Origin of the sequence: Salinisphaera orenii subsp. orenii MK-B5, assembly GCF_003788635.1 — a bacterium.
Lineage (GTDB): Bacteria > Pseudomonadota > Gammaproteobacteria > Nevskiales > Salinisphaeraceae > Salinisphaera > Salinisphaera orenii.
This window is the reverse complement of sequence record NZ_AYKH01000034.1, coordinates 68460-89636: the sequence shown is the minus strand read 5'-3', so window position 1 is coordinate 89636 and position 21177 is coordinate 68460. Positions and strand designations below refer to the sequence as shown.

At 68.4% G+C, this 21177-nt stretch carries 17 protein-coding genes and 1 tRNA gene; 11 read left to right on the top strand and 7 right to left on the bottom strand.

The genetic code is table 11. The features are described 5' to 3' along the window. Positions 1-57: 57 nt before the first annotated feature. Positions 58-603 carry an asparaginase gene (locus tag SAOR_RS12570; RefSeq protein ID WP_123631739.1) on the bottom strand — a complete coding sequence of 182 codons (546 nt, stop codon included), beginning with the start codon at positions 601-603 and terminating at the stop codon, positions 58-60. Beyond that, positions 600-1607 carry a zinc-dependent alcohol dehydrogenase family protein gene (locus SAOR_RS12565; RefSeq protein WP_123631738.1) on the bottom strand — a complete coding sequence of 336 codons (1008 nt, stop codon included), beginning with the start codon at positions 1605-1607 and terminating at the stop codon, positions 600-602. Before SAOR_RS12565 ends, SAOR_RS12570 begins: the two co-directional genes overlap by 4 nt. 749 nt (positions 1608-2356) lie before the next feature. Between SAOR_RS12565 and SAOR_RS12560 the strand changes: the two genes are divergently transcribed. Then, positions 2357-3451: a hypothetical protein gene (locus tag SAOR_RS12560; RefSeq protein WP_123631737.1), complete on the top strand. Its 1095-nt coding sequence runs from the start codon at positions 2357-2359 to the stop codon at positions 3449-3451. Between the two features lie 109 nt (positions 3452-3560). Then, positions 3561-4016, top strand: a complete 456-nt coding sequence (locus tag SAOR_RS12555; protein ID WP_123631736.1) for a MarR family winged helix-turn-helix transcriptional regulator — start codon at positions 3561-3563, stop codon at positions 4014-4016. Here the strand turns inward: SAOR_RS12555 and SAOR_RS12550 are convergent. Beyond that, positions 3989-4873, bottom strand: a complete 885-nt coding sequence (locus tag SAOR_RS12550; RefSeq protein ID WP_123631735.1) for an EamA/DMT transporter family protein — start codon at positions 4871-4873, stop codon at positions 3989-3991. The two genes, SAOR_RS12555 and SAOR_RS12550, sit on opposite strands and share 28 nt — an antisense overlap. On the opposite strand from SAOR_RS12550, the gene SAOR_RS12545 reads away from it, so the two are divergent. Both SAOR_RS12545 and SAOR_RS12540 read left to right on the top strand, forming a co-directional pair. After that, positions 4872-5357: a DUF6314 family protein gene (locus tag SAOR_RS12545; protein ID WP_123631734.1), complete on the top strand. Its 486-nt coding sequence runs from the start codon at positions 4872-4874 to the stop codon at positions 5355-5357. The genes SAOR_RS12550 and SAOR_RS12545 overlap by 2 nt on opposite strands. A gap of 733 nt (positions 5358-6090) precedes the next feature. Then, positions 6091-8025, top strand: coding sequence for a sigma-54-dependent Fis family transcriptional regulator (locus tag SAOR_RS12540; RefSeq protein WP_123631733.1), 1935 nt, complete (start codon positions 6091-6093; stop codon positions 8023-8025). Positions 8026-8094: 69 nt separating this feature from the next. On the opposite strand, the gene SAOR_RS12535 is transcribed toward SAOR_RS12540, so the two are convergent. The 3 genes from SAOR_RS12535 to SAOR_RS12525 all read right to left on the bottom strand — a co-directional run bounded on the left by SAOR_RS12535 (position 8095) and on the right by SAOR_RS12525 (position 13728). After that, the gene (locus SAOR_RS12535; RefSeq protein ID WP_123631732.1) at positions 8095-10260 is read right to left on the bottom strand and encodes a PQQ-dependent dehydrogenase, methanol/ethanol family; all 2166 of its coding nucleotides are present in this window, start codon (positions 10258-10260) and stop codon (positions 8095-8097) included. A 23-nt stretch (positions 10261-10283) separates the two neighbouring features. Beyond that, positions 10284-11726: an aldehyde dehydrogenase gene (gene aldA, locus SAOR_RS12530; RefSeq protein ID WP_123631731.1), complete on the bottom strand. Its 1443-nt coding sequence runs from the start codon at positions 11724-11726 to the stop codon at positions 10284-10286. A gap of 370 nt (positions 11727-12096) precedes the next feature. Beyond that, the gene (locus tag SAOR_RS12525) at positions 12097-13728 is read right to left on the bottom strand and encodes a dihydroxyacetone kinase subunit DhaK (protein WP_123631730.1); all 1632 of its coding nucleotides are present in this window, start codon (positions 13726-13728) and stop codon (positions 12097-12099) included. A 220-nt stretch (positions 13729-13948) separates the two neighbouring features. Between SAOR_RS12525 and SAOR_RS12520 the strand changes: the two genes are divergently transcribed. The 7 genes from SAOR_RS12520 (at position 13949) to SAOR_RS12490 (ending at position 18896) form a co-directional block, all read left to right on the top strand. Further along, a complete protein-coding gene (locus SAOR_RS12520) occupies positions 13949-14311 on the top strand; it encodes a DUF427 domain-containing protein (RefSeq protein WP_123631729.1) in 363 nt (120 codons plus the stop codon). Between the two features lie 102 nt (positions 14312-14413). After that, positions 14414-15736 carry an MFS transporter gene (locus SAOR_RS12515; RefSeq protein WP_123631728.1) on the top strand — a complete coding sequence of 441 codons (1323 nt, stop codon included), beginning with the start codon at positions 14414-14416 and terminating at the stop codon, positions 15734-15736. 208 nt (positions 15737-15944) lie between these two features. Then, the gene (locus SAOR_RS12510) at positions 15945-16553 is read left to right on the top strand and encodes a rhomboid family intramembrane serine protease (protein WP_123590001.1); all 609 of its coding nucleotides are present in this window, start codon (positions 15945-15947) and stop codon (positions 16551-16553) included. Between the two features lie 6 nt (positions 16554-16559). Next, positions 16560-16772 (top strand): hypothetical protein, encoded by a 213-nt coding sequence (locus SAOR_RS12505; protein ID WP_123590000.1) that lies wholly within the window; start codon positions 16560-16562, stop codon positions 16770-16772. 19 nt (positions 16773-16791) lie between these two features. Further along, complete coding sequence (locus SAOR_RS12500; RefSeq protein WP_123631727.1) at positions 16792-17922, top strand: FAD-dependent oxidoreductase; 1131 nt, start codon at positions 16792-16794, stop codon at positions 17920-17922. 69 nt (positions 17923-17991) lie between these two features. Next, a tRNA-Glu gene (locus SAOR_RS12495) sits at positions 17992-18067 on the top strand. A gap of 544 nt (positions 18068-18611) precedes the next feature. After that, positions 18612-18896: a YrhK family protein gene (locus tag SAOR_RS12490; protein ID WP_123631726.1), complete on the top strand. Its 285-nt coding sequence runs from the start codon at positions 18612-18614 to the stop codon at positions 18894-18896. A gap of 3 nt (positions 18897-18899) precedes the next feature. Here the strand turns inward: SAOR_RS12490 and yccS are convergent, their stop codons facing one another. Continuing rightward, positions 18900-21047 carry a YccS family putative transporter gene (yccS, locus tag SAOR_RS12485; protein WP_123631725.1) on the bottom strand — a complete coding sequence of 716 codons (2148 nt, stop codon included), beginning with the start codon at positions 21045-21047 and terminating at the stop codon, positions 18900-18902. Positions 21048-21177: the final 130 nt, after the last annotated feature.

Genomic DNA, 21177 nt, shown 5'->3' with positions numbered 1-21177 from the left:
GGGCGCCCAGACCTGCCCGTCATCCGATCCGACCGTGCCACGCCCGCCGGGACCGCCTCAGCCCGGGCGGCCGTCGACGAGCGTGAGACGCGCGTAGTCTTTCACCACCCGCTCGCCGGGCACGACCCGCGAGTGAAAGACCACGTGCACGCCCGGAGCGAGCAGGCGCGCGGCCATCAGCGCCTGGGCGAGATTCTGGGCCGCGTCGCTGCCCGCGCAGGCCCAGGGCACCATCGCCCCGGTGAGCACCACCGGCACCGCCGGCGCCTTCAGTCCGGCGACCAGCGCGGCGGCGGTCTCAGCGAGCGTATCGGTGCCGTGGGTGACGATCACCGCATCGCAGTCGCCGGAGGCGATGCGATGGTCGACGGCAGCCACGATCGCATCGCGCCCGGCGTCGTCGAGATCCAGCGAATCGACGGCCATCACGCGCTCGACGTCCACCGCGACGTCCGGCTGGACCAGCGTGGCCAGCAGCTCCTCGACCACCGGCGTGCCGAGCGCGAGCGTGCCCGCATGCGGGTCGTAGCGCTTTTCCAGCGTACCGCCGGTAGCCAGCAGCGCGATGCGGCAACCGGGCTCGAGCGGCGCCGACGCGCTCACGGGATCGAGACCCCGATCTTGCCGAAGTGCCGGCCGGCGGCCTGATGGCGGAAAGCGTCGGCCAGCTCGTCGAGCGCGAACGTGGTGTCGATGACCGGCCGCATGTCGTTGGCCTCGATCGCGCGCACCATGTCCTGCTGCTGGGCCCGGCTGCCGACGGTGATGCCGCTCATGCGGAGGTTGTTGTAGAAGAACAGCGCGGTCGGCACCTCGCCGGCCACGCCCGTGAGTACGCCGATCAGGCTGATATGGCCGCCCATGCGGCAGGCCGCGATCGACTGGCCGAGGGTCTCCGGGCCGCCGATCTCGACCACCGCGTCGACGCCGCGACCGTCGGTCAGCCGTTTCGCGGTCTTGCCCCATTTGGGGTCCGCGGCATAGTTGATCACGTGATCCGCGCCGAGGGCGCGCAGACGCTCGAGCTTGGTGTCGGAACCGGAGGTGGCGATCACCCGCGCCCCGGCGGCGCGGGCGAACTGCAGCGCGAATATCGATACCCCGCCGGTGCCCATCGTCAGCACGGTGTCGCCCGGCTTGATGCGCGCCTCGACCATGAGCGCGCGCCAGGCGGTCAGCGCGGCGCAGGGCAGCGTCGCCGCTTCGGCGTGCGACCAGCCCGCCGGCGCGCGGGTGAAGGCGCCGACCGGGCCGACGACGTACTCCGCGGCCATGCCCGGGCCGCGATCGCCCGGCGTGCCGGCGCGCTTGGCCGGCGAGATCGGGCCATCCGTCCAGTGCGGAAAGAAGGTCGAGATCACCGAATCGCCGACCGCGAATGCCTCGACGTCTCGGCCCACCGCCACGACCTCACCGGCGCCGTCGGACAAGAGCACGCGGCCGTCCTCGGTCGGAATGCTGCCGTTGGCGACCGCATAGTCGTGATAGTTGAGGGAACTGGCGTGCACCCGGACCAGCAGTTCGTCGTCGCGCGGCTCCGGCGCCGCGCGTTCCACGGTCTCGATGCGTTCCAGTCCCCCCGGCTGTTTCAGGATGGCGGCTCTCATGCAATCTCCGACACGGTGATTCGAACGAGCCCGAAACGATAGCAGGTCACGGCGATTCGCCCGCGCCCGGAGCGGTACGGCCCCGGCCCGACGAGCAGAAACAATGCGTCGGACGATCGCGCTCATCCTGTTGCTCCCGGCCGGGTCGCGATGGCCACGCGCTGCGGCGACGCCGCGGCCAACGGCGACTACGTGGTCGTGGCCACCGACGCCGTGGGCGCGGGCACCGTCCGAGGCGACGACTGGCTTAAGACCGCGACCGAACCGGTGCCCGCACAACGGCTGGCCAGCCGGATCGCCGGCGTCGCCATCGACGCCTCGGTGTGCACCGCATCGCGACACGCCTCGACGCGCTCGCGCCGGTCTTTTCCGCAAAAGTCGGCGCATGCTGGCCAGCCGCAGCCTGCGACTTCAGCGGACGCAGGCGGAAGGCTGCGTCGACGAATCGATGGGCGTCACACTTGCCGTTTTCGCGCCGGCACAGCGTGGTCACCTCCGGGACGACTTCAGCCGGTACACCGGCCGCCATCCACGACACCGCCGCCAGCGCGTCAACCGCACGACGATGACGCCGGCGGTGTCGTCGAAGCCACCGGCCGCGCGCAAATCACATTCCTCGCGCCGCCGTGCTGCTAGACTGAAACGGCGCGAATGCCGGGGGCGGGGCGCGCAGCGGCTGAGTGGAACTTCCGCGCGGTCGCAGGCGTTATTGCTTTCGTAATCGAACACCGCTCGGCCGCCGCCTCGCCATGTCTCTATCCGTCGCCCCTCGCTCGCCGGCGGCCCATGCCCGTACCGAACGGCTTCTATGGCTGTTGGGCGCGGGACTGATCGCGCTGTTTCTGACGTGTCTGCGACTGACGACGACCGAGGCGTTCGAGCTGACCACGTTCGCCCGGCTGGTGGACTTCAACGCGGTCGAACCCTTCCAGCACCGCGTGCTGCTGCCGGCCGCGGCCGCCAGTATCCAGGCTGTCGCGCCCCTGGGCGAAACCCTGCTGTTCGGCCTCATGGAAATGGGCTTCTGGATGGCCCTGATCGGTGTGGCCTATCGCGCACTCGCGCAGTTCGGCATCGGCGAAAACACGCTCTCGCGACGGCTGCTGGCCTTCACCGTCGTCATTCCGATGCTGCTGCATCTGATCACGCCCGATCTGCAGATCACGCAGTCCTTTTCGGCCAGCGACGACATACTCGACCTCGGCACGTGGACACCGCGTGCGATCTACTACTACGTCTACGATCTCCCGGCGGCGGTGTTCACGCTCGCGCTCGTGCTCATGCTCTCGCGGCTGGCCGAACGGCCGCACGCGGCGGGCATCGCGGCCTATCTGGCCGTGTTCGCCGTGGCCACGCTCAACCGCGAAACCACGGTCTTCCTGCTGCCGTTCGTCGCGCTGCTGTTCTGGCAGCGGCTGTCGTTCTCGCACTGGGCGGCTTTTCTCGCCGCGCAGGCCGTGCTGTTCGCGGCGATTCAGCTGCCGCTGCAGTGGCTGTTCGCCGACAACGTCAACCCGAACGCGCATCTGGGCGACACCCAGTACGAGTTCCATCTGATCTACAACCTGGTCGCACTGTCGAGTCCGCTGTATGCGCTGACCTACATCGCCCGCTTTGCGGCCGGCCTGTACCTGCCGCTGCTGGTCTGGCGCCGTCATCTCGACCGCCGGCTGGCGCTGGCCCTGATCGGTTTCGCTCTGCCGCTGGCGCTGTTCGCGGTCGTGGTCGGCCGCCTGGTCGAACAGCGCATCTTCATCGAGATCGTGCCGCTGATCTGGCTGGGCGCGCTGCAGGTGATCTCGGCACGCTGCGCCGACACCGGGGCCATCGATGCGAAACGCTGATGCCGACCAGCGGCCGATCGAGGATCGAGCGCCTCGCCAGCCGCGGCCGGATGAGCCCGCACGGCGGCCGGCGGCTTGCCATGCCGCCGGCGACACGCACAATGACGTGATGGATACGGAGACATCACGGCCACAGGGCTGCACCAACTTCAAGCTGCACCAGCTGGGTCGCGTCGTCGCCCGCCACTACGACGAATATCTCGCCGCCGCCGGCATGCGCGGCACCCAGTATTCGCTGCTGTCGCAGATCGTGGTCAACGGCCCGCTGCGGGCGGGCGAACTCGCGCAGCGCATGCATCTGGACAACTCCACGCTCACCCGCACCCTGAACACGCTCGAACGCCAGGGCTGGATCACGCGCCACAGCGGCGCGGACGGGCGCAGCCGCCTGATCGCGGCCACCGCGGACGGCGCTGCCCGACGCCGCGAGGCGCAGCGCTGCTGGAAACGGGCCCAGCAGGCGCTCAACGCCCGTCTCGGCGAAGCCGAGGTGGTCCGGCTGCACGCCCTCCTCGATAGGCTGACCGACGCGCTCGATCAGCCGGCGGACGCGGAATCCGGCTGAGGCGCCCGCCGGCGCACCCACATCCGATTTATCACCAGCGCCGCGACGATGATCACCGCCCCGGCGGCCAGCCGCGCGAGATCGGCGTCGCGATTCCAGATCAGCAGATTCACCGCCAGACCGGCCGGAATCAGCGCGTTGTTCATGACCGCGAGCGTGCCCGCGTCCACCCGGACCGCGCCGCGGTTCCAGGCGTAGTAGCCCAGCCCCGACGACATCAGCCCGAGCCAGAGCAGCACGCCCCACTGCAGGCCGGTCGTCGGCAGCATGGTGCGATCGCCGATCAGCAGAAACAGCAGCGCGGCCAGCGGCCAGGCGCCGGCGAAGAACCAGCCGAACAGAGCGTGGAGCGGTACGTCCGCCGGCAGCCGCGGCGCCAGCCGGCGATACCCCACCTGCCCGGCGGCGAAACACAGGTTTGCGCCCTGGACGACCGCGAAGCCGGCCCAGTAGTCCGAGCCGAGCTCGGTGTAGCGAATCACCGCCGCCCCGGCCACCGCGACCAGGGCGGTGGCCAGATAGCCGGGGCTGAAACGCCGCGCGAGCAGATCCTCGATGAGGGTGATGTAAACCGGGGTGAAGATGGTGAACAGCAGCACCTCGGGCACACTGAGCAGCGTGAACGCGTGGTAGAAGAAGAAATACATCAGCCCCAGCTCGAGCGCGCCCACGGCCATCAGCCCCAACACCGGCCGCCGGCCGATGCCGCGGAAGCGCATCATCGGCGCGAACACCGCCAGCGCCAGCGTGATGCGCGTGAGCACGGCGAAGCTGCTATCGACCTGGCCGGACAGATAGACTCCGATCAGGCTGAAGGAAAACGCCCACAGCACCGTCACACCCACGAGTATCGCCATGCCGGGATCGGCCCCGTCGTCTGAAAACAGCGCGCCCATTATAGAGACGTGGCGACGTCTGGCCGGGCTGAAACGCCTGTGCTTCGAAGCGACCCCCGGACCCGGATCGGGCACCGGCTGGCGCGGCCACGGCGAGGCCCGCATCGAGGCCGTGAGCGAGGCCGACGGCATCCGCCTGCACGAGCACGGCAGCTTCGTGCCGGCCGGTCACGACCGCGCGGTGGCGTTTCGCAACGTCTACCACTGGCAGCGGTCCGGCGATCGGCTGTCGCTGGCGCACGAGCGTTTCGGCCGCGAGCGGCCGGTACCGCTGTTCGAACTGGCCCCGGCCGGCGACGGCGCGCTCGCATGCTGCCGCGCCCACCACTGCGGCGCGGACCGCTACCGGGCCCGGCTGGAGCTGGTGGACAACGGCTTCGACCTGATCTGGCACATCGCCGGCCCGAGCAAGGACGAGCACCTGCGCTATCGCTACCGCGGCTGAGCCGGCCGCGCGTTGACGCCTTTTGGCTCTTGGTACTTGTTCAAGCTTATCGGCAACATTTCACCGACCACCCCACCCTGGCCACTCCGGCCACCCCTCGTCGCCAGAGGCGCACCGACATGCAGGGTCTTGCGGGCGTCCAAGGCATTGGACAGGCGTTAACAACGTCGCTTCCATCAAGCGACGATGCGCGGGGCGATGGCCTACCGGAACACACCGGCGTTGCCGGCCCACGTCGACGCCGTGTTCCACGCCTTGCGGGTAGGCAACCGAGGCCTGTCAACCTCGCAGCAATCACGGCGCCGCTGCCGCGGCCGGTCTCAAGGTCGACGGTTTTCCCGTCCGAGCCGGGTTTACCGCAGCCAAACAGATCCGCCACACGGCTACCGAGGCAACAGTGGCCCACGTCGTGCTCGGGCTCCGAGCTTTTCGTGGGCGACACGATGTTCTTCGACCAGGCCCGGCTCGGTTGCGTCGAACGAAAGCTTGAAGCGAGTTGATGTGCGCGCCTCCCGACAGTCGCGTCCAATGCGGCATCATTTAAGTACGCAAGGCTGGACTGACGTAAGCATTACCCCAGACAGGCATGGAAGATCACATTGCGCTAGGACGCTGGATCGCGCGGAACGGGCTGCCAAGCCGACTCACAACATCAACCGTGGCTTGCAGCGGCGCCCGGCAGCCGGAATAGTACAACACGGTGCAGACCCTCACGGCAGAAATACAAGCCACCATGACCCAGCCTCACAGCCAAATCATCCGCCGGGTGCTCGATACCGGGCAGGCCGTCGCGCAGGAACAGGGCGAGCGACTGATACAGCAGTCGTGGCTGCGCTGTGCAGGCGACCACGGGTTGGCCCCCGGGCGCAATCCGGGCATTCCGGAGCTGGATGCGGCCCAATTGCGCGAGCGACGCGAACGAGTGGGCCATTATCTCGACGTCGCTCGGGCCGGCATGCACCAGCTGTATCCGCACATCGCGCCACTGGGCTACATCACCATGCTCGCCGATTCCCAGGGCGCAACTCTCGAATGCTTGGGCGACACCCGCGCCGATTCCCCATTCGCTACAGCCGGGCTTCGCACCGGCACGGTCTGGAACGAGGCCGCCGTCGGCACCAACGGCATCGGCACCTGTATTGCCGAACAACGCACGCTGACCTGTCACCGCGACGATCACTTTTACGCCGGCAACCTGGACCTGAGCTGCACCGCAGCGCCGCTGCGCGATCCACAAGGTCGCGTGGCCGCGGTGCTGGATATCTCGGCACTTTCCATGCCGGGTGCACGGGACAGCCAACACCTCGCGCGCCATCTGACCTCACTCTATGCACGCCTGATCGAAGACAGCTATTTCGGCCATCATTTTCGCGATCGCTGGCTGCTGCGCCTGAGCCGTTCGGCGGCTTTAGTCGACCATCACGCCGATCTGATGCTCGCGCTGGACGACGACGGGTGCGTCGTGGGTGCCAATACCGGCGCGCGCCGACTCTTCGATCCGCACGCCGAACGCGGCGTCGTGGGCCACGGCATCGGCGCCCTCTTTCGCGACGGCCGCGATCGCGTGCATGCATTACGCCAGGCCGAAAGCCTCGGCCGGCTGACGACCTGGCACGATGCCGATTTCCACGCTGCGCTGACACAGCCACGCCGTGCCCGCGCCGCCGCGACACGGGTACCGATCGCATCGCATCGCGCCGACGCGCTACACACCATGGCGGGCGACGATCCGAGGATGATGGCCCTGACCGATCAAGCGCGCCGGCTCGCGGCTAAACCCATCGACCTGCTGGTCCAGGGTGAAACCGGCTGTGGCAAGGAAGTGCTAGCCCGTGCCATACACGCCACCAGCCCGCGCGCCAACCAGCCGTTCGTCGCGATCAACTGTGCCGCGCTGCCGGAGTCGCTGATCGAAAGCGAGTTGTTCGGCTATGCCGCCGGCACATTCACCGGCGCGCGCCGCGACGGCATGACCGGTCGGTTCGTACAAGCCGACGGCGGCACGCTCTTTCTCGACGAAATCGGCGACATGCCGCTCGATCTTCAGACGCGGCTGCTGCGCGTGCTTGCCGAGCGCGAGGTTCTGCCGCTGGGAAGCGACACGCCGATCGCACTCGATGTCCGCGTGATCACTGCGACCCATCGCGATATCGAAGCGCGAATCGCTGCCGGCACGTTCCGCGCGGATCTCTATTATCGCCTGGCCGGGGGCACGCTGACCCTGCCGGCACTGCGCGAGAGAACCGATCTCGACTGGCTGATCGATCGTGTGATCGTCACCGAAGCCCGGGCGCTGGCCGCGCCCGCATCGATCACGGCCGAAGCCCGAGCCGTGCTGCACACCCACGACTGGCCGGGCAATATCCGCGAGCTGCGTAACGTGCTGCGCTTTGCGTTGGCACTGGCCGACGAACACGGCATCACCGCCAACGATCTGCCGAATAGCGCTCGGGATACTGCGGCCAACGCGCCGGGCACGGCAACATCCTCCGTTTCGCCCGGGCCGGCCGATGCCGAACCCGATTCATCGCATGCACCGCTGATCGCGCGACTCAGGCGCTGCCAGTGGAACGTCACCCAAGTCGCGCGTGAACTCGGCGTAGCGCGATCGACGATCTATCGGCGCATGGCGCGGCTCGATATCGTCGCCCCCAAATACCGCCACTGAACCGTAAGCGCGGCGCAAAAAAAGAGCCGCGTCACAGGACGCGGCTCAAATACGGGCCGGCGGAAGGGCTCAGTTGCTGGCCGGCTCGCCGCCGTAGTTCTCGTCGAGCAGGTCGTTGGCGCGCTTGATCACGTAAGCGTGTATCTTTTCGATTTCCTCGGGATCCAGGACGCCCGCATAAGACGGCATACCCTTGTTCAGACGCGCGCCCATGACGATGGCCGCAAACTGCTCGTGGGTCTCGGCCGAGAGCCGACGCAGATCCGGGGTGACATCGCCGCTGGCCGCATTCATGCCGTGACACTGGCTGCAGTTTGCGTTCATGAGATCCTTGCCGGCCTTGATATCCGCGGCGCTCGCCGTTTGTTCGGGCGGTTCCGGCTTGGCCAGTGGCGGGAAATCCGGCTCGGCGAGTGTCTCGTCGCCGCCGACCTTGAAGGTGAGCACCTGGGCATAGGGCCGCACGCCAGCGTTCTTGGACTGGCCACCGGCGAACGTCGAGAACGCGCCACCCCAGCCGACCATGAAGGTGACGTGCTGCTGGCCATCCGCCATGTAGGTCACCGGACCGGCCATGACGCCGCTGTTGGCCGGCGATTCCCAGAGCTTCTCGCCATCGGTTGCCCGATAGGCGACGACTCGCCCGTCGGCCGTACCCTGAAACACGAGATTACCCGCGGTCGATAGCGTGCCGCCATTGAAGATGGTCTTGTGGGGCACTTCCCACACTTTCTCCTGCTTGACCGGATCCCAGGCGAGCAGTCCGCCGGTCCAGCGATCCGCCCAGGCCTGCATCTCCTCGGCGTCGTCGGACATGGCCGCGGCCTCGGTGCCGAGCTGATAGAAGCCCTTCTGCGACGTCCATTCCGGATCGCTCACATCCTTGTAGGTGACTTCGAACTCGTGCTTGGGAATGTAGACCAGCCCGCTGTTCGGGTTGTAGGACATCGGATGCCAGTTATGGCCGCCCCAGAAACCCGGCTTGACCAGCACCGGTTCATCTTGCTCCCAATACTTGGCGTGATCGGTGAACACCGGCCGGCCGGTTTCGAGATCGATCTTCTCGGCCCAGTTGACGGGCACATAGTTCTCGGCCGAAATGATCTTGCCCGTCTCGCGATCAAGTACGTAGAAAAAGCCGTTCTTAGGCGCCTGCATGATCACATCACGCTGTTCACCGTTGATCTCCAGATCAGCCAGGATCATATGCTGGGTGGCAGTGAAGTCCCAGGCGTCACCCGGCGTGGTCTGGTAATGCCAGACATACTCGCCGTTGTCCGGGTTGATCGCGACGATTGACGACAGGAACAGGTTGTCGCCCTTGGCATCCGAGCGCGCCTTGTAGTTCCACATCGAGCCGTTGCCAACGCCGACATAGAGCAGGTTCAGATCCGGATCGTAGGCCATGGAATCCCAGGCGGTGCCGCCGCCGCCCTGTTCGATCCAGGCGTCGCCGTGCCAGGTCTTGGCCGCCATCTCGAGTGCTTCGTTTTCCTGCGGCTCGGCCGGATCACCCGGCACGGTGAAGAACCGCCATGCCTGGTCGCCTGTTTCGGTGTCGTAGGCGGTGATATAGCCGCGCACGCCGAATTCGGCGCCGCTGTTGCCGATGATCACCTTGTCCTTGACGATGCGCGGAGCGCCGGTGATGCCGTAGCTGCGATCGTGATCGATGATGGTATCGACCGACCAGGCCTCGTCGCCGGTCTCTGCGTCGATGGCGACCATGCGCCCGTCGAGCGTGCCGAGAAATACCTTGCCCTTCCACACGGCCACGCCGCGATTGATTACGCCGCAGCAGAAGTTGGCGGCCTGGGTGCGATCGACCTTGGGATCATGCTTCCAGAGCAATTCGCCCGACGCCGCGTCGAAGGCATAAACAATGCTGTAGGCCCCGGTGGTGTACATCACACCATCCACCACGATGGGGGTGGCCTCGACGCCGCGGTCGACGTCCAGCTTGTACTGCCAGGCCAGACCCAGTTCGCCGACGTTCTCCGCGTCGATGTCGTCGAGCGGGCTATAGCGCTGCTCGTCGTAGGTACGCCCGGTGCTCATCCAGTTACCGGGTTCGTCATCGGCGTTGATGATGCGCTGGCCGTCGACATCGGCCGGCGGCCGCTCCCCGCCGCCGGTTTCGGCGAACAGGGCCGGTTGCCAGAGAGCGGCCAGCGCCAGCGCGACGATGGCTCGCCGCCGCCAGGCGAAAGTTGCGGTGGATCTGTTTATTTTCATTGGGATGGTTCTCCTCGGTCCGATTAGCCGTGCTGCATGTAGACGACATGCGTCTCCATGAACTCGTAGAGGCCGTGCTTGCCGTCGGCGCCGCCGATGCCCGACTTGCGCCGGCCGGCATGAAAGCCCTGCATGGCCTCGAAGTTTTCGCGGTTGATATAGGTCTCGCCGTACTGCAGGGCGTGCACGGCCTGCATCGCAGCGTTGATGTTCGTGGTGTAGATCGACGACGTCAGGCCGTAGTCGGAGTCGTTGGCGAGCGCGATCGCCTCATCCAACGAATCCACGGTCTGCATGGGCAGCACCGGGCCGAAGATCTCGTCACGCATGATCGACATGTCGGCGCGGCAGTCGGTGAGCAGCGTCGGCAGGTAGTGATAGCCCTGGCCCAGATCGGACGCGCTACCACCGGTAACCACGGTTGCGCCGTCGGCCTTGGCCTGCTCGACCATGGACACGACCTTGTCCAGCCCGGCCTTGTTGATGAGCGGGCCCATGTCGAGCTCATTCTCGGCCGATGGATCGCCATAGCGTGTGGCCTTCAGATGAGCGGCGATCTTCTCGGCCAACGGCTCGGCGACGCTTTTCTCCACGTAGATTCGCTCGGCGCAGTTGCAGACCTGGCCGGTGTTGATCGTGCGCGAATCGCAGATGGCTTTCGCCGCCAGATCGAGATCGGCGTCGGCCAGCACGATCGCCGGCGCCTTGCCGCCCAGTTCCAGATTCACCCGGGTGAGGTTTTTCGCGGCCGTGGCCATGATGCGGGAGCCCGTGGCCACGCTGCCGGTGAAAGTGATCAGCCCCACGTCGGGATGCGAACACATGGAATCGCCCGTGCTCGCGCCGCGGCCGCCCACGAGATTGAACACGCCGGCCGGCAGACCGGTTTCGGCGACGAGCCGGGCGAACGCGTAGGCGTTGAGCGGCGTTTCCTCGCTGGGTTTGATGACCACCGTGTTGCCGGTCACCAGCGCCGGCGCCATCTTGCGCGCGATCAGAAAGAACGGGAAGTTCCACGGCAGGATCCCGGCAACCACCCCGACCGGCTTGCGCAGAAGGAAGATGCTCTCGCCGGCACGGTCACTTTCGATCACCTCGCCCTCGATACGCCGCGCCCATTCGGCCATGTAGTCGATGTAGTCGGCGGTGAAGTTCACCTCCACTTCGGCAAGCGCGCGAACCTTGCCCTGCTCGCGCACTATGAGGTCGGCGAACTCGGCCACGCGTTCGCGCAACCTGGCGCTGATCTGGCGCAGGTAACCCGCGCGTTCGATGGCCGGAAGCTTTTCCCAGGCGGGCTGGGCCGCGCGCGCCGCGGCGACAGCGCGATTGACCGTCGCCACGTCGCTGTCCGGGATATGACCGAGGGTCGTCTGGGTCGCCGGGTTCTCGACGGCAATCGTCTCGCCGCCGGCGGCCGCGAACGCGCCGCCGATGTAGTTCTGACAGATATCGGAATCGTTCACGTCGTGCGCTCCTGTTTGCTGCAATCCAAAACATGAGACGAGCGAGGAAGAGCGCGACATGGCTTACCAGCAGCCATCGCAGATGCAGCGAAACCGGTGGGGCTGAAGGAATCTCCTCGTACGCCTTGTTATTCGTGGCAACTCACGATGGCCGCCTTGTATTCAGCAGAGACAGGAGCAAGGCACATGCCAGCTTGCGGATTACATCAAGAGACACGAAACCGGCACAATAAAATCAAATATCTTAATGAATTTATTGATATTTATTAAGCGGAACGAATCGCTGCCCGAACGCCGTGCAGCGCGACAGCTGTTGCATCGCGACGCCCGGCCGCAACAACTGTCCCACTTGGCGCAACAGTCGTTGCGTCTAGCTCGGGGCAATCGCCTCGAATACGAGGGCAATCGCCTCGGCGCCCGGATCGGTCACGCCGGTCAGGGCGTCGGCGCGCACCTGGGCGGCACGCCCGGCATGGGCCACGGTCATCCTCGCGGTGGCATCGGCGCCGGCGCGCGCGGCCGCCGCGGCGGCGGTCAGATCGCCGTTGTCGGCGAGAGCCTCGATGGCCGGCATCAGCGCATCCAGCAAGGTGCGATCGCCCGGCGCGGCACCGCCGTAGTGGCGCATGCGCTCGACCCCGACAGCCAGCGCCGCGGTCCAGTCACGGCCCTCGTTCAGGCCGGCGCCGGTCGCCGTCGCCAGGATCGACAGCAGCACGCCGGCGGAGCCGCCCATGTCGCGGGCGAGGATATCGCCGATGCCTTCGGCGAGACCGGCGTCGTCACCGCTGGCCAGTGCGCCCGCGTCCAGCGCGGCCGCGACCGCCCGGGCGCCGGCGGCGAACGTCGCGCCGGTGTCGCCGTCGCCGGTCTTCGCATCCAGGGCATCCAGCTCGTCGCGAGCGTCGATCAGGGCATCGACCACGGCGCGGATCGCATCTTCACGTGCCGCATCGCGACGCCCGGTCCGTGCCGGTTCCCGCGTGTCGAGTTCGGGCTCGAAGGTCTCGACCGCATGCGGGATATGCATGCCGGGCCAGCCGATGGCCGCGACCGGCGAGGCCAGCGCCTCGATGAAGTCGTCGTGGGCGGGCAGCAGCGTGACCGAGAAACCGTGCATGTTCAGCGACGTCATCACCGGTGCGGGGGTGATCAGGCGGGCCACGCGCGCCGCCGGCAGTCGGCTCAGCAGCGTGTCGAGCAGCACGCCCATCTCCTGAGTGGAGCAGCTGCCCAGGTTGTTGAGCAGCACCACCGTCGGTACGTCCGCACCGAAACGGGCGTCGGCGGCCGCGAGCAGCGGCTCGAGCGCGAGCGCCATGGCCTCGGCCGCATTCCTCGGCGCGACCGCGGAGACGCCCGGTTCGTTGTGGATGCCCAGACCGAGCTCCGGCGCGCGCGGATCGATGGCATGCCCGGGCAGCGTGGCGCTGGACAGGGCGAGGCCGATCGAACACAGGCCGTCGCAGACGCGCTGGGCGGTGTCGGCCACGGTGTCCAGATCGGCCCCGTCGGCAGCCACGTGCCCCGCGATCTTGTGCACGAGCACGGTGCCGGCGAGCCCCCGCGGCTGGTCGGTGCCGGCCAGCGCGATATCGTCCGCCACGATAACCGAGCGCACCCGATAGCCCTCGCGGCGGGCACGCTCGGCGGCCAGGCCGAAATTGAGCCGGTCGCCGGTGTAGTTCTTGATGACCAGCAGGCAGCCCGCGGGCCCGCAGGTCGCGCGGATGCCGGCGAGCACCGCCGCCACGCTCGGCGAGGTGAACAGATCGCCGGCGATGGCCGCGGCGAGCATGCCGCGACCGACGAAGCCCGCATGCGCGGGCTCGTGGCCCGCGCCGCCGCCGGAGAGCACGGCCACGTGATCGCGCGACCAGTCGCGATCGACGATCACGCGCACGCCCGAGGCGCGCGCGCTGCGCGCGGTCGGCGCCAGCCGGCTCCAGCCGTCGAGGACCTCGTCGACGACATCTTCGGCCCGGTTGTAGAAGAAATCCATGCGCTGCTCCTGTCGTTCCGGCCCTATCGGCCGCCGCCCCAAAGGGCGTCAGATTAGCAGCGCCGGCCCGGCCCGCGGCCACCGCGCGCGGATACGCCAAGAAACTTTCATGACAGCGCGCGGTGGCGTCTTGAAAACCGGTGGTGGACAACCAATTCTTAGCGTACGCGCGTACCGGTGTGCGCTCGCGCGTTCCCTATTCTCCGGCCGGAGCAGCGCCATGGCGGCGAAGCGTGATGATCGCATCCATCTCGAGGCAGCCCCGGTACGGGTTCGCGTGTCCGCGGGCGAGGTGCTGCTGGCCGATTCGCGCGATGCGATCACGCTGCACGAACGCGGCTATCCGACGCGGTGGTACCTGCCGCACGCGGATATCGCCCCGGACCGGCTCAATCCCTCGGCCACACGCACGCACTGTCCCCACAAGGGCGAGGCGCAGTACTACCATCTGCAGCTGCCCGGCGGCGAGACGCTCGAGGACGCCGCCTGGGTCTACAGGCAGCCGATCGAGGCCGTCGCGGCCATCGCCGGTCGGGTGGCCTTCGATCATCCACAGCTGAGGCTGCACGTCGAAAGCGCATGACGCCCCGGGGGCAGGGTCTCGCGCCTGCCGCCGATACCGTAACCACAATCCAGCGCCGCCCCGGACGGGCGACGCCCTCTTCGCCGCTCTTCGAGTTCCGCCATGACGAAACTGGCCACGTCCCTGATCGCCCTGATATCCAGCATCGTGCTGCTGGTCGCCGGCAACGCCTTCCTGATGACGCTGCTCGGCCTGCGACTGAGCATGGAGAACTTCTCCACCAGTCTGATCGGCTGGATCATGGTCTGCTATTCGATCGGCTTCGTCGGCGGCACGGTCTTCGCCGAACGCGTGGTCGAGCGTGTGGGCCATATCCGCGCCTTCGCGGTGTTCGCGACCACGCTGGCGGTCAGCATCCAGATCTATCCGCTGGCGGTGAACGCCCCCCTCTGGGCCGCGCTGCGCGGGCTGGCGGGCTTCGCCATGGCCGGGCTGATGATCGTCATGGAAAGCTGGTTCTCCAGCCGCGCGACCAACGAGAACCGGGCGCGCCTGTTCGCGGTGTATCAGGTCGTGTTCTTCCTCTCGACCGCCTCGGGACAGCTGCTGATCAACATCGGCTCGCCGGATTCGACCCTGCCGTACACGCTGGCCGCGATCCTGGTCACGCTCGCCGTGATCCCGCTGTCGCTGACGCGCATGCACGCACCGGCGACCGAGGACGCCGAGCGCATCTCGCTGAAGCGGCTCTACAAGATATCGCCCGTGGGCGTGAGCGGCTCCCTGATCGGCGGCCTGCTCACCAGCGCCTTCTACGCCATGGCGCCGGTCTACGCCGACCGCGTCGGCCTGAGCACCGACCGCGTGTCGCTGTTCATGGCCAGCGCCATCATCGGCGCAATGGTCGCGGCCTGGCCGGTCGGGCGGATGTGCGATCGCTTCAATCGCCGGCGGGTGTTGTTCGGTGTGCTGGCCGTGGCCGCCGGCGCGAGCATCGCCATTCCGGCCATGGGCACGGTGCATCCGTACGCCCTCATCGGCATGGTCGGCCTCTACATGGGGCTGGCGGCGGCGCTCTACCCGGTGGCGGTGGCGATCACCAACGATCAGATGCCCACGCATCAGATCACGGCCGCGAGCACGACGCTGCTGCTGGCCTACGGCATCGGCAGCTGCATCGGCCCAGTGGTGGCCGCCTCGGTCATGGACCGGGCGGGCCCGAACGGCCTGTTCTTCACCAACACCGGCTTCCTGCTGTTGCTGGCGGTGTACCTGCTGTATCGCCTGCAGAAGCGCGCCGACGTGCCGGAGGCCGAGCGCGTGGACTATGTGACCACCTCGCCGCACGGCGGTCATCATCTCTACGAGCTCGACCCGCGCAACGAGGATTTCCACCGCGGCGAGACCGCCGGCCAGGCGGGGCTGCGCATCGGCAAGATCATGCTCGGCGCGGCCGGGCGCGCGCACTCTGCGGTCAAGCGCTAGCGCGCACGCCAGGGGCCGCGACACCGGTTACGCCGGGGCCAAGCGAACCGCGGCGCGGCCGGCGCACGGCGGCGGCGCGCGAACGGACCGGCCGGCCTTCTCGACGCCAACCAGGACGCTACCAAGACACCCGGCGACGCCGGCGCCCGTATAATCGGAGCGCCGCCGGCGTCGTCGGTGGTTCGTCGTTTCCAGCCGAAGAACGCCCATGGCCATCACGATTGCCCTGATCGCGCTGACCTGCGCGCTGTCCATGACCGGGTTCCAGAACCGGACCCAGCTCGAACGCCTGCTGTTCTGGCCGCCCGCGGTCAACCGCGGCGAGGCCTGGCGGCTGCTGACCCACGGCTTCGTGCACGCGGACGCCCCGCACCTGCTGTTCAACATGATCACGCTGTTCTTCTTCGGCCGCGCGATCGAGGGGTTTTTCACCCGCTACATCGGCATGGCGGGCTACGCGCTGTTCTATCTCGCCGCGATCGTGGTCGCCATCCTGCCGAGCTACCTGGCCCACCGACACGATTCGCGATACCGCAGCCTGGGCGCTTCGGGGGCGGTCTCGGCGGTGCTGTTCGTCTATATCCTGATCGCGCCGTGGTCGACCATCTATGTCTTCTTCTTTCCGCTGCCGGCAATCGTGTTCGCGGGCCTCTACACGGCCTACGGCCTGTATGCCGGCCGCTTCGGCCACGACCACATCAACCACAGCGCGCATCTGTGGGGAGCGGCCTTCGGCGTCGTATTCGCGCTCTGCCTCGAGCCCCGGCTCGCCGGGCTGTTCGTCGAGCGGCTGACGGCGCCGCTGTCCGGCGGCTGAGCCGACATGAAGCTGCTCCTCGGCCTGCTGATCCTGTCGTTCGTCGGCTGGCTCGCCGTGCGTCTGGTCATCATCCGCCTGCGGCGTCTGCGCGGCGAGCCGGTGCCCGAACAGAAGGGACCGCGCACGATCACGCTGGTCTGCATCGCCCTGGTGACGATCTATGCCGTGCTGATCCTCTGGCGGCTGAGCACCGAGGGCATGGCGGCACTCCGATGAACGCCCCGCCCGGCCGCCAATGACGACGACAGCGCGGAAGCGGCTGCTGCTGGTCGGCGGCGGCCACGCCCACGTCGAAGTGCTGCGGGCATTCGGCCAACGGCCGCTGCCGGGCCTCGAGATCGTCCTGGTCGAGCCGCAGGCGCGCATGATCTACTCCGGCATGCTGCCCGGCTGGATCGCCGGCCACTACCGCCGCACCGAGATCGAGATCGACCTGATCGGACTGGCCCGCTACGCCGGCGCCCGATGGATACGCGCCGCCGCCGCCGGCCTCGACGCGGACGCCGCGCGGCTGACGCTGGACGGGGGCCGCACGCTGGCCTACGACCGGCTCTCGCTGAACAGCGGCGCGCCGCCCCGGCCGCCGGCGGCGGCGCCGCACGCCATCGCGGTCAAGCCGACCGGGCCGCTGCTCGCGGCCGTCGACGCACTGGCGCACGAAACCCGCGCCGCGCCGGTGGCGATCGTGGGCGGCGGCGCCGGCGGCGTGGAACTGGCGCTGGCGCTCGCCCACCGCTGCCGGAACCGACCGGCACCGCCGAGATTGGCGCTGTTCACCCGTTCGCCGGCCCTGCTGACCGACCACCCGCAGCCGGTCCGGCGTTATCTGATCCGAGCCCTGGCGGCCGCGGGGGTGGCGGTGCACACCGGGCAAACGGTCGTCGACACGCCGCCCGGCGCGCTCGTCACCGCCGACGGCCGCCGCATCGCCGCCGAGCGCGTGATCTGGGCGGCCGGCGCCGAGGCGCCGGCGTGGCTGGCCGGCAGCGGCCTGCGCCGCGACGACGACGGCTTCGTACAGGTCGCGGCGACGCTGCGATCGAGCTCGCACGAAACGGTCTTTGCCGGCGGCGACCTCGCCAGCACGCCGGCCGGGGCACCGCGCGCCGGCGTCACCGCCGTACGCCAAGGGCGCGTGCTCGCGGCCAATCTGCGCCGCAGTGTTCAAGGCCGCCGACTGCGGCGCTTCGACCCGCCACGCCACGCGCTGGCCCTGATCAGCACCGGCGACCGGCGCGCGGTGGCCTCGCGCGGGCTGCCGATCGCGCCCGCGGGCTACTGGCTGTGGCGCATCAAGGACCGCATCGATCGGCGCTTCGTGGCCCGCTACAACGGGCTCGTCGAATCACGCGGCGGGCCGGAATGAAAGCGCGCGTTCACGCCAGCCCTTGAGACATTACGCAACAACGCTATACTGTGCGGCGCGCGCCGCGACGCTCCCTTCGTCTAGCGGTCCAGGACGCCGCCCTCTCAAGGCGGAAACACGAGTTCGATTCTCGTAGGGAGCGCCACTCGCGCGGCGGTATGCGCGCTTCTGCCGCTCTCGGCAAGCACCCGGTTTGCCGAACTGCCCCGCCCCTGGTTGGCGGTACCCGTACCCATCTTCCGCGCACTCCGCGATGCGGGAAAGCGCAGCGCACCGGCCGACGTCTGTCGTCCATCGATCGCTCTACGGCGCCGGTCGCGCGCGCGAAGCGCGCTACAATCCGGGCCTCTCGGCATCCGGATCCCGGGGCTGCCTCTCGTCGTATTGCTGCTGACACTTGCGTGCTCAAGAGCCGTTCGACGACGCCGACCCCACGGCACCGCTGCACCGATACAAAGGCGCAAGGCGGCCAGACTGGCAGACGCCGAACCGGAACCGGCCGACTTCGAGGCGCCGTGCCCATCGCCACAGCGCGCTCGCCGACGCGGACAACCCGCGCACCGGCCCTTGCCGTCGCCGCCGGCCACGACCCGCGCTGCCGCCGCGGCGGCCGACTCCGTGGTTCACCCAAGACAGCTCACGTGACCGCACGCCTACAATGGCCGCGACACGATCGCCAAGGAGTGCCGATGAAACCTTTCGAAACCCGGCCGGGCGCGCATCCGAGCCCAACGCACGCCCGCGTTTACGGCATCTACGAAAAACTCTACACGCTCAATGATTTCTGCGCCGCGCTGATGTTTCTGGTCGGCTCGATCCTGTTCTTCTACAAGAGTCTGGAGACCGCCGCGATCTGGTGCTTCGTGATCGGCTCGGTGAACTTCATGCTGCGACCGACGATCAAGGTGCTGCGCGAATTCCATCTCGCCAGCCTGCCGATGCCCGGGGACGACCCCCGCGCCGAGCGCGGCTGAACCTCAGCGCACCAGGGCCTGGCCGATGCGGCGCAGCACCGACAATTCGTCGATGAGCAGCCGCAGCTGCATCGCCAGCAGGCGTCGCGTGCCGTCGTCGTCCGCCGGCCAGGCCGCGAGACGGGCCCGCAGTGCCGCCTCGTGGTCGCTGTCGACCGGCATCGGCTCGCCGCGAATGAGCGCATGGCCGGCCTCCTCCAGGCTATCGGCGACATAGGTCACCGCCTCGGCGAGCCGGGCGTTGTCGTCACGCGCGTCCAGAGCCGCCCGGTGGGCGCCCAGCGTGGACAGGTGACCGATCAGCGTCTGCGCGCAGGCGAGCACGGCGAGCGCTTCGCGGCTGTCGCCGCGCGAGCCGCGCGGATCGCGTAGGGCCGACGCCACATGGGTGCTCACCGCGGCGTCGGCGTTGTGGGCGTCGCGGCGGGCGATACGGTAGTCGAGATCGTCGCGCTTGCCGCTGCCGTACTGCGCGAAGATCGCGCGCAGGTAGCGGCCGTAGGCGGCCAGGGCCTCGGCCAGACGCTGGTGCAGTTCGCGCTCGCGCCAGTCCGGCAGCACGAGCAGCATCGCCGCGGCGGCGATCGCCCCGCCGATGACCGTATCCAGCAGGCGCGGCAAGATCAGGTCGAAGCCGTTGCCGACCTGGTTGAAGGCCAGCAGCACGAACACGCTGATCGCACCCGCGGCGACGAAATACCGTCGGAAACGCGCGGCGAAGAAGGCCACGCCGGCACCGATCATCAGCAATAGCTGGAATTCCGGTGCCGGGAACAGACGCAGCAGCGCCCAGCCCACGACCAGACCGAGCGCGGTCCCGCCCACGCGCTGGACGAAGCGCTGGCGGGTGGCGCCGTAGTCCGGCTGGCAGACCAGCATGGTGGTCAGCAAGATCCAGTAGCCCTGATCCGGATGCACCAGCTCCAGCACGACGTAGCCGGCGAGCATGGCCAGTGCGAGCCGCAGCCCGTGCCGAAAGCGCGACGACGCCGGGGTGAGCTGGACCGTGACCCGCCGCCAGGACTCGGCGGGGGTGCGCGGCAGCGGGTTCTGCAGCACGCGGTCGGGCCAGTCCTCGGCGGCGTCGTGGGCCGCGCCGACGCGTTCGGCCAGCCGCGCCATGTTGCCCGCCAGCTCGTCGACGGCGTAGCGCAGATCCTCCCCGGCCGGCGACGGCGCGGCGTGCTGGTGTTCGATGGCGGCCTCGAAATCCGCGCGCGCCTGCTCCACCCCGCCGGTATCGGTGAACGGCTCACCGACGCGCAGGACTTCGGCCCGGCTGCGACAGGCGCGCCCCATCTGCCGGATCAGACGCTGACAGCGGAACAGCAGATCGCTGTGGAAGTACACGCGTGCCAGCGCCTGGTAGGGATAATGCGCGGAGCTGGCGCGCTCGTGGATATCCTGAGCGGCCAGATACAGCCGCAGGTTGGCATCCATGGCCGAGCGCGAGCATCGCCCCTCCAGCCGATCGATGAGCGCCAGCCGGGTGTCGTTGAGCGCGGCCACGACCCGGGCATTGGCCTGCGCCAGGCGCATGCGCTTGCCGGGGATGTCCGGATCGCGCACCGGCTCGAACAGCTCGGCCTTGCAGTCCAGATAGGCGTCGAGCGCGTCGTACAGTCGCGCCAGCGCATGGCGCACCGGGCGGTGCACGAACACCGCGTTCCAGGCCAGCGCCAGCACCCCGTACCAGCCGGCCCCGGCCACCAGCAGCAGCGGCTCGCGCCAGAACGGCGCCCCGGGCTGGCTGTGCTGGTCCACGCCGATCATGGTGTAGACGGACAGCAGCAGCGTGGCGTTGGCGATGGTCGCGTAGCGGCCGCTGATCGCTCCCATCATCACCAGCACGAAGCAGCCCGCGAACAGCGCCGGCGCGAACGCCCAGGGGTGGCCGAACAGGGCTTCGACGGTGAGCGCCGCCAGAGAGAAGCACAGCAGGGTCACGGCCAGCGCCCGGGCCCGGTGACGCCAGTGGTCGTCGGTCTCCGCGATGGCGCTGGCGATCACGCCCAGCAGCAGGGGAATCAGCTCGTGCGGGTCGTCCCGCAGCCCCGTGAACACCACCACGCCGGCCAGCGCGATGAGCACGCGCAGGCTGTCGGCCAGGCGGTCGAATGCGGCCAGGTGCTGCAGACGAGTCAGGCGCACGTGCGTGAAATCGCGTAACGTGGTGGTCGAATCATGCCGCCGATTCTACGGATGTGGAACGGTCCCGGCCGGCACGCGTCAGCCGGGACCGTGCTCGAGCACCACAAACCCCCTCTGACCGCCGGACGGC